The sequence below is a fragment of the Nocardia sp. NPDC055321 genome, assembly GCF_053645575.1.
On record NZ_JBSHMS010000001.1, the window covers coordinates 383158 to 399211 of the forward strand.

Genomic DNA, 16054 nt, shown 5'->3' on the forward strand with positions numbered 1-16054 from the left:
ATGGGTGTATTTCAGGATCATTCCGGCCGGGCCGCGGGCCCCTGGATGCTGCGCCTGCGCGGGCTGGTGTTCGCGGTCGTCATCGTCGTGGTGGGGATCGTCGTGAGTTCCTACGCGCGTGGGTCTTTCGCCGATAGATTCGCCCTCACCATCGACGCGGCCACCCTCGGCGAGGGCCTGGCGCCCGGCGCGGAGGTGAAGTTCCGCGGCTACGCCATCGGCACGGTGCGCGAGGTGACCACGGTCGGTTACGGCCAGCAGCGCATCGAGATCGAGATCGAGCGGGATCAGGCCGGCGCGCTGACCGACGACGTGACCGCGCGGTTCACCTCCTCGAATGTGTTCGGCTCCAGCGCGATCGAACTCGTCGCGGGCAGCGGCGGTGGCCCGCTGGCGGAGAACTCGGTGCTGAGCATCGGGGAGAACGCCACCAACGCCACCGTGTCGGGGGTGTTCCGGCGCGCGGCCCGGCTCACCACGGTGCTCGATTCCGACACCGTCCGCAGGCTTTTCGATCTGCTGCTGGACAACGCCGACAGCCTGGGCCCGGCGCTGAAGTCCTTCTTCGAGACCGCCCGCATGCTCGCGGACAACCAGCGCGCGCCCCTGGGTCACTACCTCGCGATCGGCGGGGACATGACCGGCGCGTTCGCCGATCTGACCCCCTCGGTGGGGCACGCGATCCTGGCAGTACTCGAACAGAGCGTCTACTTCGGCGACCCGGGCAACCGGGCCCGCGCCAACACCGCCACCGACGGCCTCGATCAGGCCGTGCTGATCGGGCTCTCGGATCTGCTGGCGCGCAACAACCCCGACCTCGACCGGGTGCTGGGCGGCGTCCTGGACCTGGCGGTGCCGATCGCGGCGTCCGCAGGTTCGCTCGTCCCGGCGTACCACCGGGTCCCGGCCCTGCTGAACGCCATGGACGGCGCGTTCGAGCCGCGGGACGGGCGTATTCGCCTGCAGGTCGAGCTGATCGCGAAAACCATGCCGTACCTGGCCGATTCACTTCCGGAGGCCCCGCGGTGAACGACATCGTCAAATCCTCGATCAAACTCATGATCTTCGTGCTCGTCGTGGCGGGCTGCTCGGTCTTCATCGTCACCGCGCTGCGCACGCCGATCCCGGGCGAGAAAGTCACCTACGACGCGATTTTCACCGATGTCTCGGGACTGTTCGCCGGTGATTCGGTGCGCATGTCCGGGGTCGCGGTCGGCAAGGTGGAGGCGGTCGAGCTCGACGGGCCCCGGGCCCGGGTGCGCTTCACCATCGATCGCCAGCGCGCTGTCCACGACAACACCGAGGCCGCCGTGCGGTATCAGAACCTCATCGGGCAGCGCTACGTCGAACTGCTGACCGAGGGCCCGGCCGGCGCGACACTGCCCGCGGGGTCGACGATTCCGGTACAGCGCACCATCCCCAGCTTCGATGTGTCCAAGCTGTTCAACGGCTTCAAGCCGATGTTCGACACCCTGGATCCCGCGCAGCTCAACCAATTCGGCGACAACCTGCTCCGGGTCATCCAGGGTGACGGCTCCGGTATCGGTCCGGTGCTGGCCGACGTCGACAAGCTGACCGCGCACGCCCGTAACAGCGAGCAGGTCATCGTGCTGCTGATCCGCAACCTGGGCCTGGTCTCGCAGGAGCTGGGCGGCAAGTCGCAGGCGGTGGGCGATCTCGTGGCACAGCTGAGCGGCATCCTGCGGCAGTTCACCGATCGGACGCAGACCGTGCTCAGCGCCATCGATTCCGCGAAAGCCACTCTCACCCCGCTCATTCCGCTGCTGGAGGGTACGCGGGACGCCTACGACGCCGGCTACGGCCCGATCGACGGCCTGCTGCGCCGGCTGGTCCCGCAGACCGAGCAGCTGACCCGGCTGCTGGCGCTGACCCCGGCCCTGGTCACCGGGCTGAACGCGGCGATGCCCGGAACGGGTTATCAGCCGCGCATCACCTGCTCCAACGGCCCGGCCGCGTTGCCCGCGACCGCGGACATCATTCTCTCGACCCAGAACCTGGTGGTGTGCAAATGACGGCCGCGGTGCGGTACATCGGCGCGCTGGTGCGCGAGGTCCTGGCGGGCCGCGGCGATCAGCCGACCCAATTGCGCTGGGGGATAGCGGGTGTGGCGGTGTGCTCGGTGCTGCTGCTCACCGCTGCGGCGCTGTACGTGGTGCCCATCGGGCAGCGCACCTACGTCGCGGACTTCGCGGTCTCCGGTGGCGCCCGGGCCGGGGACGAGGTGCGCGTGGCGGGCATCAACGTCGGCAAGATCCGGGAGGTCGAACTCGCCGGTGATCACGTCGAGATCAGCTTCACGGTGAAATCCGATGTGCGCGTGGGCCACGAGTCCACCGCGGAGGTCAAGATGCTGACCCCGATCGGTGGTCACTACCTCGCCATCGGCCTGGCCGGGGACAGGGACCTGGGGGACGGGCACATTCCCCGCGAGCGCACCGCGACCCCGTTCGAACTCAGCGACATCCTCGACAAGGGCACCCCGCTGTTCTCGAAGGTGGACACCGCGACGACGCGCGGCACGGTCGAGGAGCTGAACCGGGCACTGAACGATCAGCCCGACGCCCTGCGCGGGGTGATCACCAACGCCAACGAGCTGACCGGCCTGCTGGCCGAGCGCACCGGGCAACTCGACACCGCGCTGCGGGTATCGGACGAATACGTCGCCGCCATCGCCGACGACAAGGCGATCCTGGCCGACTTCGTGCGCCAGCTCGGGACGGTCGCCGACCGGCTCGGCAATCGCAAGGCGGACATCGTCGGGGTGTTCAACCTCGTCAAACGGCTGCTGCTCATCATCAACCGGCCGGTCATGGCGTTCGGGGACACCCTCGAGCCGCCCATCACCGAGATCGAGCAGCTCTTCTCCAAGGTCTTCGACGACCCGAACCGCATCGACGTCGTCATCACCACCCTGCGCGATGTGATCGCCAGGCTGAACGGCCTGCTCGGCACGCAGGTGCGGGTGGACACACCCGCCGCGGGCGTACGGGTCTGCATTCCCTACGACGGCAAGGCGTGCTGATGAATCGGTTCCGAACCGCACTCGCCGCCGGGGTCGCCACCGCCGTGCTGGTGGCGACCGGCGTGGCCGGGGTGACCTGGGCCAAGACCGCGCGGGTGACCTCGCACAGCGTGTGCGCCGAATTCGCCGACACCGTCGGCCTGTACGAGGGCAACAGCGTGACCATGCTCGGCGTCGAGATCGGCACCGTGTCCGGGATCGAATCGCTGGGCAACCGCATGCGGGTCACCATGGACGTGCGCGGCGACGTGACCCTACCGGCCGACATCGCCGCCGTCACCATGTCCAGCTCCATCGTGACCGACCGGCACGTGGAGCTGACGAAGCCGTTCACCGGCGGGCCGAGCTTCGATACCGCGCAGTGCATTCCGCTGGAGCGAACCAAGACACCCATCGGCATCAGCGAGGCCCTGGACGCCATGGGCAGGCTGTCCGAGGACCTGACCGGCGGCAGGGCGGACGACACCCTGCTCGACGACACCCTCGTCGCGGCCGATCGCGCCATCGATGGCACCGGGCAGCAGTGGAATCAGCTGCTGCAGCGGCTGTCCGCGGTGGTCGGCGACCCGAACTCGCGCGACGTGGTGTTCCGCCGGCTCATCGACAATCTCGATCAACTGACGAGCATGTTCGTCACCAACTGGCCGGATATGGTTGTGGTACTGGACAATCTGCGAGCCGGTCTGCAACTGATCGGCGAGTTCTCCCAGGAATTCGCCGGGGCCGTGGACATCGCCGTGCAGTTCCTGCCGGTGCTCGCCCGCAATATCGGCAAGTACGATCAGCAGGTCTTCGACCTGCTCGACCAGGTGGTGCCGCAGCTGCACGATCTGATCGAGCAGCGCCGGGGCGACATCACCGATCTGCTGTCACAGCTGCCGCCGCTGGCCGCGAATCTGCCGCGGGCGGGTGTGCGATGAGGCGAACGCTCACCCGGCTGGTCCCGGGTCTCACGGTCGCGGCGCTGGTGCTGAGCGGCTGCGGGGTCAAGGCCACCGACATCCCCATCCCCGGCACCTACATCAGCGGTGAAACCTACTCGGTGCGTATCGAATTCGGTTCGGTGCTGAACCTGCCCGATCGCGCGAAGGTGATCAACGAGGGCGTGGAGATCGGCATGCTCGATCACATCGATCTGGTCGGCACCACCGCCATCGCCACGGTCGACATCGAGGCCGGCGCCAAACTGCCCGCGGCCACCACGGCCGAACTGCGCCAGAGCACGATTCTCGGCGACATCCACATCGCCCTGGAAGCGCCGAAGAACGCCCCGGCCACCTTCCTGTCCGACGGCGACCTGATCCCGGTGTCGCAGACCGTGCCCGCCACGAACGTGGAGGACATCCTGCGGGCGCTGTCCAACATCATCACCGGCGGGCGCTGGTCCGACATCCAGCAACTGGTGACCGACGTGAACGCCGCGTTCCCCGCGGACCCCGCGGAACTGGATCGCGTCAACCGGGCCGGGCGAGCGGCGCTGAGTGACATGGCATCCCACACCGCCGAACTGGATCGCATTCTCGTGTCGGCGCAACGGATCACCGGAAAACTGGAATCCGGTCGTGGAGCGGTGGACAGCATTCTCACCAACGGTCCCGCCCGGGCCGCGGGTCTGTCCGATGTGCTGTTCAACGTCGTCAAGCTGATCGTCAGCGGCGGGGCGCTCGCGAGCAATCTGGGCACGCTGATCCAGCCCTACATCGGCGACTTCCGCTCGATCGTGGCGGTGCTCGCGCCGGCCGCGGTGACCATCGGATACTCCGACATCACCCTCGCGGAGAACGTGGAGACCTTCCGGGTACTGCTGCGGGACAAGCTGATTCCGTTCCTGAACGCCCCGGACGTACAGATCCGGGGGGTCGACACCGGGGCGCAGGCCGATCAACTCGTGACAACCCTGCGATCGCTCGGGATGGTGCCGTGAAACTCTCGCTCTCCGGGCCGGTCTCGCTGGCCCTGCTCACCGTGCTGACCCTGATCTGCGGCAGCTACATGGCCGTCGGGGTGCTGAACATGGACCCGCGCCGCGACACCAACACCGTGACGGTCCTGCTGGACACCTCGGGCGGGCTGATGAAGACCTCGGAGGTCACGCTCCGGGGGATGCCGATCGGGCGGGTGCGCGACATCGGCGCGACCACACAGGGTTTGGCGGTCGAGGTCGAGTACGACGCGGACTACCGGATCCCTGCGGGAAGTCCGGTTCGCATCGCCAACCTCTCCGCGGCGGGCGAGCAGTTCCTGGACTTCCGCCCCGAGGGCACCGCCGGGCCGTTCCTGCGCGACGGCGACACGGTGCCCCGGAGTCAGGTGCGCGCGGCCAGTACCGTGGGTGACGCGCTGGCCAAGATGGACGCGCTGACCGCGCAATTGGATCCGGCCCGCCTGCAACACCTGGCCACCACCGTCGCCACGGGTTTCGAGGGCCGCGACGCCGAGATCGCGACTCTCACCCAGGCGCTGGTGAGCACCGCGAACCTGCTGCGGGACAAGCGCGATGCCATCGCGCGCCTGTACGGCAACGTCCAGACCCTCGGCGATCGATTCGACGGCCGCGCACCGGGTTTGAGCGCCGCCGCGGGCGACGTGGACCGGGCGCTGCCGGAACTGCTGCACATCATCGCCGCGTTCGAGAACTACTCCCACGTCGGCGAACACATCTTCGACGACCCGATCGGCCCGCTGGTCACCCGGATCGACGAATACCTGCAACTGATCGGCCCCGACCTCGGGTTCATCGCCACCGCCCTGAAACCGTCCACCAGCGCGCTGAAACCGCTGCGCGTGGATGCCGGATCGATAGTCGATCTGCTGGCCACGGTTTTCCCGGGCGATGGCGCGGCCCACGTCGGCGTCGAGTTTCCGCGATAGACAGGAGCCGAGTCATGACCGCGAACGACAGGAAGCCGGGCGAGACCGGGGTGGATGCGGGAGAGGGTGTTACGGCCGGCGGGGCGGAGGAGTCGACTCAGGCCGCACCCGGCGATGCCGGGGCCGAGTCCGCTCGGAGTGCCTCCGGCGCAACGGCGGCCGGGGATGCCCGGCCTGCCGCGGACGAGACCTCTGCGCCGGAGGGCGACGAAAGTCCCGCACCCGCTTCGCACACTCCGTCGAGCACAGCGGAAGATGCTGTACCGCTGAAGAAGTCGACGGACGCGGCGGCGGCGGTCGCCGTGCCTTCGGTCTCCGGCGCTTCGAGTCCGGCGAAGGAGTCCGGGGAACCGGCAGATCCGCCCGAGGCCCGGGCGGCGGTGTGGGGCAGGGTTTTCGCCGACCGTGCCCATGCGATCGTCGCCGGTGCCGCCGTGCTGCTGGCCGTCGCCGCCGTGGTGCTCGGGGTCCTGTGGCGCGGGAGCGCGGCGGACCTGGACGCGTTGCGCACCAGCCAGTCCGACCGCGAGACCGCCGCCCGGGTGGCCTCGGACTACACCCTGCGCTCGCTGACCTACGACTACAAGAATCTGCCCGCGTTCTTCAACGGTGTGCAGTCGGGCACGTCCGATGCCCTGCGGGCGCGCTACGACGAGGTGCACGACACCCTCACCAAGATCATGACCGAAGCCCAGGTGGTGGCCACCGGGCAGGTCGCGGGAACGTCGGTGCGGGCCATGGACAATGACCAATTCGAAGTACTGGTCTACGCTACCCAGCGCACCAGCAATATTCAGCAGGCGGAACCGGTGACCAAGCCGAATCTGCTCATGGTGACGGTCGCCGAGAGCGGCGGCGAATGGCTGGTCGTGAATTACGGGCCGAAGGACGCGGGGGACAAGGCCGAGGCAGGCAAGGAAGGAGCCGCGAAATAGCATCCCGAATGGGCAGGCCGCCACAGCGGGAGTTGCCGCTGCGGCGGCGCCGCGAGATCGTCGAAGCCGCCTACGAAGTGTTCACGGCGCAGGGCTACGAGGCCACCGCCATCTCCGAGGTCGCCGCCCGGGCCGGGATAGGCCAGGGCACGGTGTATCGCTACTTCGGCAGTAAGCGCGAAATCCTGGACCACGTCATTGATTTCAGCGTCGAGAAGGTGATGCAATCGGTGCAGCCGGAAACGCTGTTCGGCGTGGCGGAGAGCGTAGGCGAGCTGGTGGACGTGGTGCGGGGTGCGGTGGAGCGGGTGTACGAGCTCTACGAGCGCGAGCCGCAGCTGGTGCGGTTGCTGCTGGTGGAGGCCGGCGCGATCGACGAGGAGCTGGCACAGCGCCTCTTCGGCTTCGAGGGCTTCGTGGCGGCCCTGGTCACCGCCGAGCTCGAGCGCGGCATGGCCGCGGGCTGGATTCGCGCCGACATCGACGCCGAGGTGCTCTCGCACACGATCCTGTCCCTGGTCGGCCCCGGCCTGGTGCGCGAGTTGCACGGCAGCAGTACCCCTTTCACCCGTGAGCGCAGCACCGCCGGGGCGCTGTACATGCTGGAGAAGGTGCTTCGGGTTCGCCAGGCGGCTTCATGAGCGAGGACCCGCGCGGCACCCGCCGGGCCGCCCGCCTGGAACAGCGCCGGGCCGATCTGGTCACCGCCGCTTACGGTTTGGTGCTGGCGCGTGGCTTCCGCACCGTCAGCGTCGACGACATCGCGGTGGCGGCCGGCGTCAGCCACGGCACGTTCTACAACTATTTCGAGAACAAGCGCGAGATCCTCGACGCGGTTATCGATCACTGTTTCGGCCACATCCGCGAGTTGCTGCTCGGCCCCGAGGGTGACGACTTCCCGGACTCCCTGGCGGACTTCCGGACGCGGTACGAGCGCGTCGTCGACCGCTGCTACGACCTGGTGGCCACCGAGCCCGGCCTGGTGAATTTCCTGCTCCTGGAAGCGTCTTCGATCGATGATCGGGTGATCGAGCGCTGCATCCACAACGCCGGGCGGTACGTGGAACAGGCGATCCAGCTGGTGAGTCACGGCATGAAGCAGGGCTACCTGGATTCCCGCGTGGATGTGGACGTGGCGAGTGAGGTCCTGCTCTCGGTGCTGGTGTCGGCCCTGCTGTCCGCCCTGCGCGCCGGCGCGGACGGCCTGACCCAGCAGCGAGTTCGCCTGGAACTCACCGAGTTTCTGGCCACCGCGCTCGGCGTGGAGCCCTAGCGCCGGGTGCTCGGCTCTCAGTGCACGGAGAATCCGCCGTCGACGCAGATGGATTGCCCTGTCACATAGCCGGATCCGTTGCCCGCCAAGAAGACCACCGCTCCGGCGAAGTCTTCCGCCAGGCCGTTGCGTCCCACGAACGTGCGCGCGGCCAGGGCCGCCACCCGCTGCGGGTCGGCGGACAGGTGCGCGTTCATCGCGGTCTCGACGAATCCCGGCACCAGGGTGTTGCAGGTGACGCCGTGGGGCGACCAGGCTTCGGCCTGTGAGCGTGTCAGTGATTCCAGTCCGCCCTTGGACACGCCGTAGGCGCCGCTGTTCACGAACGCCCGGTGGGCCTGCTGCGACGAGATATTGATGATCCGGCCGAATCCGCGCTCCGCCATGCGTGGCCCGAATCGTTGGCCGAGCAGAAAGGGCGCTTCCAGATTGACCGCCATGGTTCGGTCCCACACGTCCACCCCGAGCTCGCTGAAAGGGGGACGCAGGTTCACTCCCGCGCAGTTCACCAGGATGTCCGGTTCTCCGAATTTCCCGGCGGCTTCCTCGGCGGCCGCTTCTACACCGGGTCGGGAACCAAGATCTGCTGCGACCCAGGCGGTTTCGCAGCCCGAGTTCCGCAACTCCTCATTCGTATGAATCAGCCTTTCTCGATCGCGGGCCACGACCACCACTTTTGCCCCTGCCCGGGCCAGGGCCTCGCTGATGCCGCGCCCGATCCCGGAATTTCCTCCGGTCACCACGGCGATGCGGCCTTGGAGTGAAAAGAGCCCGGCAAGATACTCGGATGTGGTCACGAGGTCACTGTAGTTTTGAACTTCGCGCACGGCCAATTTGGGTTCGGTGAATTGTCTGAATAGTGTTGTATGCCAACAGAATTGGGCTATTCATGCTTGCTATCAAGGCGTAGAATAGAGGCATGGATTCGAGGAAGGTACCCACCATCGCGACGAGTGCCAAAGCACTCGCCGCCGCGGTGGAGAACCTGCTCGAATTGCCGATGTACTCGTTGGGCAAGGACGAGGTCATCGAAGTGATGCAGGAGCTCGAAACCAGCTTCCGCAAACTCGAAGCCGTCAAGCAGCGGTTCGCACTCGAATGCGGGGCACGGGACTTGGGCCCTCGGGCAGGCGTGAAGAGTTTGATCCTGTTCCTGCAGCAGACCCTGCGACTCTCGTACGCCGAGGCCGCTGCACGGGTACGGAATGCCGATCTGCTGTCGACGGTGTCCGTGGGTTCGAGCACCCGGCCGCCGAAATTGCCGCTCGTAGCCGCAGCCCAACGCGCCGGGGAGATCTCCGCCGACCATGTGAAAGCCATCAACGATGCGCTGACGCGGATCCCCGACGCCGCCGGTCCGGAAGTCAAAGACCACGCCGAACAACACCTCACCTCCTACGCCCGCGAGGGTGATCCGAAGGGTGTGACCAAGCTCGGCGTGCATATCCTGGCCCATGTCGATCCCGATGGGCGTTTGACCGAGGACCGGGACCGCCAGCGGGTCCGGGGCATCAAGATCGGGCACCAGGGCATCGATGGCATGTACCCGATCTCCGGTTTCCTGACCCCGCAGTTGGGTGCGGTCATGATCCCGATGTTCGAGAAATTCGGCCGCCCCGGCATGTGCAACCCCGACGATCCCGAAAGCCCGTGGACCACTGCCGAACTCGGGCTCGACACCGAACTCGACGACGGCGACGAGAACGCCGACGACGACGCAAACGACCCCTCGCTGACCCCGGCCCAGCGTGCCCGCGCCGCACTTCGCACGAAGCTGCGTGCCGCTGCCAAACGCGATCACCGCAACGCCGAGCAGCGCAACCACGACGCCCTGCTGGTGTTCTTCCGCCCCGACATGGGACCCACGAAGCTGGGATCGCATCGCGGACTTCCGGTCTCGACGATCATCACCATGAGCATCGACGACCTGGAAAAGCGCGCCGGGGTCGCGACCACCGCGACCGGTGGCACCATGTCGATCACCCAAGCCCTCCAGGTGGCCAGGAATTCGACCCCGTACCTGGTGGTGCTCGACCGCAACGGCCGTCCCCTGCATCTGTCCCGCGGTCAGCGTCTCGCCAACCCGGCCCAGCGGTTGGCGCTCACCGCGACCGAACGCGGGTGCACGCGCCCGGGATGCGATGCGCCAGCGAGCCGCTCGGCCGTGCACCACATCCGGGAATGGGCCGATGGCGGTGAAACGGACATCGAGAACCTGACTCTGGCGTGCGATGCGTGCCACGCCCAGGTCAATACCGGCCCGAACGGGTGGGAAACCGTTGTGATGGGTGAGGATTCGGAGAATCCGGGCAAGACCGGGTGGATCCCACCACCACATATCGATCCGAAACGCCGACCTCGCGTGAATTTCCGTCATCATCCGCAGTTTCCGGGTATTCCCGCGCGATGGCGCTGTTAGCCACCCGGTCCTGGGTATGGAGTTTCACCGCTGCTTCGACTCTGCCTCTTCGGCTTTCGACGCCGAAGAGGCTTTCGTGCGCCCGGCACCGCCCATGCCGTCGACCCTGGGTGAGCCACCCCGCCACCCCAAGCACCGGGACCCCTGCACGGCGGCCCCGCCAGCACACCGCACCCGGCCGTGATCTCCGCCCCACTGCTCTACTCACTTTCGTTCGCGGCACCGTCGGCCCTCGCTCGCCGAACGCGCCTCACCCGCCTTGCCACAGCCCGGCCATCCCACCCGGGCGGCCGGTGCGTCCACACGAATCAGTGTTCACGCCCGTGGCCGACGTAGCCCACCCCGCACTCACCCTGCGGCTTCCAGCGGGGTTCGGGAGAGCAGGCCAAACAGATGCGGCAGTGCTGGTTACCTCGCCTGCCGTACCCGACCTATGGCTCCCCAGTTGGGAGCCCGTTCGCCCTTCCAGCCGGGCTGGCCGGCCGTGGGAACCTTCTCGAGACTCACAGACAAAGACTCGTCATCGACAGAATGGGGTAAGGCCCAGGGCGGTGATCGCCACGCCCGGTCCAGGGTCGCGAACTCGGCCACGCATCCAAGGGCTTCGATCCCATCGATCGGCCCGGAAGGGCTGGAACCGCAGCCGAGGCACCCAACCCGCCCCGGCTGGTACTCCGTTATCCAGGCGTCTCTCCCCCGGCAGGTCACCCAACCGCCACCGAGGCTCCCGGGGTGCCCCCGCTGGTACTCCGTTATCCAGGCATCTTTCCCCGGCAGGTCATCCAACCGCCGCCGAGGCGCCCGACATGCCCCGCTGGTACTCCGTCTTCTAGTCGTTTTTCCTGCGGTAGGGCTCTCTACCGCCGTCGAGGCTCCCAAGGTGCCCTCGCCGGTACTCCGTTATCCAGGCATCTTTCCCCGGCAGGTCATCCAACCGCCGCCGAGGCACCCGACATGCCCCGCTGGTACTCCGCTTTCTAGTCGTTTTCCTGCGGTGGGGTTCTCAACCGCCATCGAGGCTCCCGAGGTGCCCTCGCTGGTACTCCGTTATCCAGGCATCGATGCCCCCCGGTAGGGCATCCAACCGCCGTCGAGGCACCTGACGTGCACTCGCCGGTTCTCCGTTTTCTAGGCATCTCTCCGGCGGTAGGGCACCCAACCGCCATCGAGCCCCCGGCGTACCCCTGCCGGTATTCCGTTGTCCAGCCTTCCCTCCTGCGGTAGGGCTCCCGTCCACGCATCAAGACAACCAGGTGAGTGGCGTCGGCTCGTGCACGTGGAGGAGCACATCGAAAGCGGCAGGCAGGGAGCGCACCTGGACATGAGCCTCATCGTCATGAGCCGGGTCGTACACGCCGCTGATCACGCGCAGCTTCGTCAGGCCCGTCAGCGCGGGGTGGGGGCGGAGGTCGATCCAGTGCGCGGGGAGCGCGACGGTGCCGAGGGCCGCGTCGAGGTAATCCGCCGGTGGAGCCGGAACCTCGGTGATGCCGAGATTCGCATGGTGGAAGCCGATCGCGAGGGCGGCGTAGGAGCGCCCGTGGTGTTCGCGCAGGACGCTGCCGATCGTGGGGTGGAATTCGGCCTCGGCCTCAGCGGTCGCGCCGAAAGACGTCGGCGTGGCGGCGATGTGGGCGATGCCGTCCCAGAAGATCAGGCGTAGGCCGGTGGCCGCCTGCTGGGCGAGCAGGTGACGGGCCAGAGCGCCTTCGTCCGTGGCGAAGGAGCCGCGCCCCGCCACGCTGTTCTCGTGGAAGTCGACGATCAGGCGCATGCGGTCGGCGATGTCGGCCGGCAGATTCGGGATGCCGGCCAGGACCGCCGCGGCGTCGCGGGCATGCTCGGCGAAGGGTCGCCCCGGGTGGAATCCTTTGGCTCGCTGTACATGTTCGTCGACGGTGTGGGCCGTCAGGATGGGCGTGAGGTGGGTGTTCAACTCGGCCAGCCGGGCCGGGGCGTGCTGCTGTACCGCGGTGCGGATGGCCTCGTAATCAGCGGGCTGGGCCTGCGGCGGCCGGATGCTCAGGATGCGAATCGGATCCCGCGTGTGGGTTCGGTTGAAATCGCGGATCCACTCCAGCGCGGCCGCCATTTCCACCGCGCGCCACGGGCCCCACGCATTCGCCAGGGCGTCCGAGCCGTTGCCCTTGCCGGTGCGTACGAAGGTATCCAGTTCTTCGGCCACATCTCCGCTGTCCTGAATGACCAGTGCTCGGAATCCGTGATCCTCGAACAGGATTCGGGAGATCAGATCGCGGATGACGAAGGATTCGTGCGCGAAGCGCGTGGCATCGCCGATGCCGACCACGTCGGCCGACGCGAGGGAATCCGCGATCTCGCGCAGCGCGTCCGAGTCCAGTGGCCTCGCGCCGGGGAGCAGGTCGGTGAGGTTCGGTTCGGTGGCCGGCGTTGCCGGGGTGGTGGTCGCGCTCATGACGATCACTGTGCACCCTCAACTATGGTTGAGGTAAACCCCGGTGATCCGGCTCACGCGAATTCCCGGCATCCGCGCGGGCGGTCGCTACTTCACCAGCGTGAATTGCATGACGTCCAGGTGCCCGGCGCGGAAGTAGTGCGCGCACCCGTCGAGATACCTGAGATATCGAGCGTAGACCTCCTCGGAGGTCAGCTCGATGGCTCGATCGCGATTGTTGCGCAGGGCCTGTGCCCAGCGATCCAGCGTTTCGGCATAGTGCGGTTGCAGTGAATGTATGCGCTGCACATGGAATCCGGCGCTCTCCGCCAGGGCCGGAATGGTATCGGCCTGCGGGAGCTGCCCGCCGGGGAAGATCTCGCGTTTGACGAAGATATGGAAGAGCGCGTCGGCGCGCGTGATGGGAATATCACGGTCCCGCAGTTCGCCGAGCGTGCGGCCGATGATGCTGTGCAGCAGTACTCGCCCGTCCGCGGGCATCATCTCCAGGCATCGCCGGAAGAATTCCGGGTAGCGCTCCTTGCGAAAGTGCTCGAAGGCGCCGATGCTCACGATGCGATGGGCTTCGCCCCGGTATTCCTCCCATCCCTGCAGCCGAACTTCGGCGATATCCCCGAGTCCGAGTGCCTCGATGCGCTCGCTGACGTGCCGGTGCTGATTGCGGCTGAGCGTGAGTCCCACCACCCGCACGCCATAGTGCTGGGCCGCCCGGATCATGGTCGAACCCCAGCCGCAGCCGATGTCGAGCAGTGTCATGCCCGGTTGCAAACGCAGTTTGCCCAGTGCCAGATCGATTTTGGCCCGCTGAGCCTGCTCCAGCGTCATCGTCTCATCGCTGAAGTAGGCGCAGCTGTAGGTCATCGACGGATCGAGGAACAGCGCGTAGAAGTCGTCGGACAGATCGTAGTGCGATTGCACCTGCCGGTAGAACGGCGCGAGCTCGGGCATGAGGGGTGCTCCTGGGTCGGTGGTCACCAGGGGATACGCGGCACGACTCGCTCTCGTTCTAGATCCATGACACACCCGCGACACACCGGGATTTTCAGACCGAGTTTCCGATTCGACCACCCGCTCTCGACACGGCTGCTTTCCTGAAGTGGGTTCAGCTTCGTTGCAGCAAACGTCATTTGGCACCATTCGGAGGGTGGGGAACGGCCATGCACCGCACAGGGCTCGAAGAGGTCCGGAACGGGAGGCCGTGGCTGTGGACGGCGCTCGCGGCAATCGTGGTGGTGGGAACGGCAACCTGGGTCATGCGCCCGCAGCCGGTCAGCTGCCGCACCGCGCCGCCGACGACCACCGTGGTCACGCTGCCCGCGACTACTACATCCGAAGTTGTTACCACGCAGCCACTTTCACCACCCGTACAACCGGATCCGACGTTCGGCGAGGCGCGCTACTACGCCTTCGACGTCGGCGTGGCCTGCTCGCTGCCGGATCTGCCGCTGGACGGTTACTACGTCGGCGTCTCTACGGGTGAGTACGCCGGTTCGGCGCCGTGCGGCTCCTACGTCGATATCGATGGCCCGCTCGGCAGTGTGCGCGCGCAGGTCGTCGATCGCTGTCCCGGCTGTGCTCCGCATCAATACGATTTGAGCCGTGCGGCTTTCGAGGAGATCGCCGATCCGCACGATGGCGTGGCGCAGATTCGCATCAATCGGGTTCGTGATCCGAATCCCGCGCCCGAACTGTACTACCGGGTTCAGCAGGGCTCCTCGCGCGATTGGCTGGGGCTGCTGTTCTCCGGCGGCGGTAATCCCATCGGGCAGGTCGCTCTGCTCCGCGATACCGGCGGTGACTGGATTCCGCTGCGTCGCGGCTATGACAATTACTGGTCCGTCTCGGGTGCGGGCGCGGGCCCGTTCACCGCGGCCATAACCGATGTCTACGGCAATCAGGTGCTGGTCCCGGATGTGGCGATCGCGTCGGGACAGCTGCGCTACACCGGAATTCGGCTCTATCGGATTCCCGATGCGGAATCCGCCGCTCCCACCACCGCGCGCCCGCGGCCGGCCGTGGTGACCACCGTGATCGCGGGCACGGAGCACTGCGAATCGTGACGAGGCACGCTCCGACATTCCCGGTCCGGTGTGGCATCATCGAAGTGAAACGTGTTTCAGTTCCGCCTGATGGTGCCACACGCCGGGAGGCCTTCGATCATGAATTCCAGCTCCACGCAATCGCCACGTGAAGGACGCCGCCGGGGCCGTCGGCTGTCCGCTCGCATTTCGACGTTGACCGAGGTCCCGGTGGGTTCGATGGTCGAGCTGCCGGGTCGTGGCCGCACCTATGTCGTGGATCTGCCCGGTCCGGCCGCGGATTCGCCGAGCATGCTGCTGCTGCACGGTATGGCCACCACCGCCATGCTGAACTGGTTCCCATCGCTGCGCGAGCTGAACGAGCATTTCCGGGTGGTGCTGTTCGATCAGCGCTGGCACGGTCACGGAATTCGTTCCGAGCGTTTCGATCTGGATGATCTGGCCGATGACGCGATCGCGGTCGGTGAGGCCCTCGGCCTGGATCGCCCGATTCTGGCCGGCTATTCCATGGGCGGCATCATCGCTCAGCTCGCCGCGCATCGGCATCCGGATAAGGTCGGCGGTCTGGTCCTGGCCGCCACCACCTATCGCTTCCAGGAGACGCGGCGCGAGCGCGCCTTCCACCGCGGCTGGGGCGTGCTGGCGGCCTCGCTCGCCGAGATGTCCATGCGCAGAGCCGAATCGCATCGGGACCGGCTGCCGGTGCTGCCGGAGTCCTCGTGGCCGGTGGGCCGCATGGATCGCTGGGCCATGTCCGAGATGCGCAGCACGAGTGGCTGGGCGCTGGCGCAGGCCCTGGCGGTGCTGGGACGCTTCGATGCCTCGGAGTGGCTCGGAAGTCTGAAGGTGCCGACGGTGGTGGTGATCACCACTCGCGATCGGGCGCTGCCGGTCTATCGGCAGCTGGAGATGGCGAAATTGATTCCGGGAGCGGAGATCTTCCTCGCCAAGGCCGGTCACGCGGCCTGCGCACTCGAGGCGGACGTCTTTGTCCCGATTTTCCTCGAGGCCTGTCTTGCGGTAGCGGATAAGCGGTAACC

At 67.1% G+C, this 16054-nt stretch carries 15 protein-coding genes; 12 read left to right on the plus strand and 3 right to left on the minus strand.

Annotation, left to right across the window (positions count from 1 at the left end; translation table 11 throughout):
• From ACWIGI_RS01735 to ACWIGI_RS01775, 9 genes are all read left to right on the plus strand, one after another.
• On the plus strand, positions 1-1029 hold the full coding sequence (locus tag ACWIGI_RS01735; RefSeq protein WP_454200407.1) for an MlaD family protein: 1029 nt from the start codon (positions 1-3) through the stop codon (positions 1027-1029).
• The gene (locus tag ACWIGI_RS01740) at positions 1026-2033 is read left to right on the plus strand and encodes an MCE family protein (protein ID WP_454200408.1); all 1008 of its coding nucleotides are present in this window, start codon (positions 1026-1028) and stop codon (positions 2031-2033) included. Before ACWIGI_RS01735 ends, ACWIGI_RS01740 begins: the two co-directional genes overlap by 4 nt.
• Positions 2030-3043, plus strand: a complete 1014-nt coding sequence (locus tag ACWIGI_RS01745; protein WP_454200409.1) for an MlaD family protein — start codon at positions 2030-2032, stop codon at positions 3041-3043. Before ACWIGI_RS01740 ends, ACWIGI_RS01745 begins: the two co-directional genes overlap by 4 nt.
• Positions 3043-3963, plus strand: a complete 921-nt coding sequence (locus tag ACWIGI_RS01750) for an MCE family protein (protein WP_454200410.1) — start codon at positions 3043-3045, stop codon at positions 3961-3963. Before ACWIGI_RS01745 ends, ACWIGI_RS01750 begins: the two co-directional genes overlap by 1 nt.
• Positions 3960-4967, plus strand: a complete 1008-nt coding sequence (locus ACWIGI_RS01755; RefSeq protein WP_454200411.1) for an MlaD family protein — start codon at positions 3960-3962, stop codon at positions 4965-4967. Before ACWIGI_RS01750 ends, ACWIGI_RS01755 begins: the two co-directional genes overlap by 4 nt.
• Positions 4964-5914, plus strand: a complete 951-nt coding sequence (locus tag ACWIGI_RS01760) for an MlaD family protein (RefSeq protein WP_454200412.1) — start codon at positions 4964-4966, stop codon at positions 5912-5914. Before ACWIGI_RS01755 ends, ACWIGI_RS01760 begins: the two co-directional genes overlap by 4 nt.
• Positions 5915-6216: 302 nt before the next feature.
• The gene (locus ACWIGI_RS01765; RefSeq protein ID WP_454200413.1) at positions 6217-6849 is read left to right on the plus strand and encodes a hypothetical protein; all 633 of its coding nucleotides are present in this window, start codon (positions 6217-6219) and stop codon (positions 6847-6849) included.
• A gap of 8 nt (positions 6850-6857) precedes the next feature.
• Positions 6858-7490, plus strand: coding sequence for a TetR/AcrR family transcriptional regulator (locus ACWIGI_RS01770; RefSeq protein WP_454200414.1), 633 nt, complete (start codon positions 6858-6860; stop codon positions 7488-7490).
• Complete coding sequence (locus ACWIGI_RS01775) at positions 7487-8122, plus strand: TetR/AcrR family transcriptional regulator (RefSeq protein ID WP_454200415.1); 636 nt, start codon at positions 7487-7489, stop codon at positions 8120-8122. The genes ACWIGI_RS01770 and ACWIGI_RS01775 overlap by 4 nt, the downstream gene beginning before the upstream one ends.
• Positions 8123-8139: 17 nt before the next feature.
• On the opposite strand, the gene ACWIGI_RS01780 is transcribed toward ACWIGI_RS01775, so the two are convergent.
• Positions 8140-8919 (minus strand): SDR family NAD(P)-dependent oxidoreductase, encoded by a 780-nt coding sequence (locus ACWIGI_RS01780; RefSeq protein ID WP_454200416.1) that lies wholly within the window; start codon positions 8917-8919, stop codon positions 8140-8142.
• 122 nt (positions 8920-9041) lie between these two features.
• Here ACWIGI_RS01780 and ACWIGI_RS01785 point away from each other — a divergent pair, with 122 nt between their 5' ends.
• Positions 9042-10541 (plus strand): DUF222 domain-containing protein, encoded by a 1500-nt coding sequence (locus ACWIGI_RS01785; protein ID WP_454200417.1) that lies wholly within the window; start codon positions 9042-9044, stop codon positions 10539-10541.
• A 1240-nt stretch (positions 10542-11781) separates the two neighbouring features.
• Here the strand turns inward: ACWIGI_RS01785 and ACWIGI_RS01790 are convergent.
• Both ACWIGI_RS01790 and ACWIGI_RS01795 read right to left on the minus strand, forming a co-directional pair.
• Positions 11782-12975, minus strand: coding sequence for an erythromycin esterase family protein (locus ACWIGI_RS01790; protein WP_454200418.1), 1194 nt, complete (start codon positions 12973-12975; stop codon positions 11782-11784).
• Between the two features lie 87 nt (positions 12976-13062).
• Positions 13063-13923, minus strand: coding sequence for a cyclopropane mycolic acid synthase family methyltransferase (locus tag ACWIGI_RS01795; RefSeq protein ID WP_454200419.1), 861 nt, complete (start codon positions 13921-13923; stop codon positions 13063-13065).
• Between the two features lie 209 nt (positions 13924-14132).
• Here ACWIGI_RS01795 and ACWIGI_RS01800 point away from each other — a divergent pair, with 209 nt between their 5' ends.
• A complete protein-coding gene (locus ACWIGI_RS01800; protein ID WP_454200420.1) occupies positions 14133-15035 on the plus strand; it encodes an expansin EXLX1 family cellulose-binding protein in 903 nt (300 codons plus the stop codon).
• Between the two features lie 174 nt (positions 15036-15209).
• Complete coding sequence (locus ACWIGI_RS01805; RefSeq protein ID WP_454200421.1) at positions 15210-16052, plus strand: alpha/beta fold hydrolase; 843 nt, start codon at positions 15210-15212, stop codon at positions 16050-16052.
• Positions 16053-16054 lie beyond the last annotated feature (2 nt).

Excerpts from the sequence above, each read along its gene's own strand:
- ACWIGI_RS01735 (WP_454200407.1), top strand. The coding sequence starts at position 1 with ATGGGTGTATTTCAGGATCATTCCGGCCGGGCCGCGGGCCCCTGGATG.
- ACWIGI_RS01745 (WP_454200409.1), top strand. The coding sequence starts at position 2,030 with ATGACGGCCGCGGTGCGGTACATCGGCGCGCTGGTGCGCGAGGTCCTG.
- ACWIGI_RS01750 (WP_454200410.1), top strand. The coding sequence starts at position 3,043 with ATGAATCGGTTCCGAACCGCACTCGCCGCCGGGGTCGCCACCGCCGTG.
- ACWIGI_RS01755 (WP_454200411.1), top strand. The coding sequence starts at position 3,960 with ATGAGGCGAACGCTCACCCGGCTGGTCCCGGGTCTCACGGTCGCGGCG.
- ACWIGI_RS01770 (WP_454200414.1), top strand. The coding sequence starts at position 6,858 with ATGGGCAGGCCGCCACAGCGGGAGTTGCCGCTGCGGCGGCGCCGCGAG.
- ACWIGI_RS01775 (WP_454200415.1), top strand. The coding sequence starts at position 7,487 with ATGAGCGAGGACCCGCGCGGCACCCGCCGGGCCGCCCGCCTGGAACAG.
- ACWIGI_RS01785 (WP_454200417.1), top strand. The coding sequence starts at position 9,042 with ATGGATTCGAGGAAGGTACCCACCATCGCGACGAGTGCCAAAGCACTC.
- ACWIGI_RS01790 (WP_454200418.1), bottom strand. The coding sequence starts at position 12,975 with ATGAGCGCGACCACCACCCCGGCAACGCCGGCCACCGAACCGAACCTC.
- ACWIGI_RS01795 (WP_454200419.1), bottom strand. The coding sequence starts at position 13,923 with ATGCCCGAGCTCGCGCCGTTCTACCGGCAGGTGCAATCGCACTACGAT.
- ACWIGI_RS01800 (WP_454200420.1), top strand. The coding sequence starts at position 14,133 with ATGCACCGCACAGGGCTCGAAGAGGTCCGGAACGGGAGGCCGTGGCTG.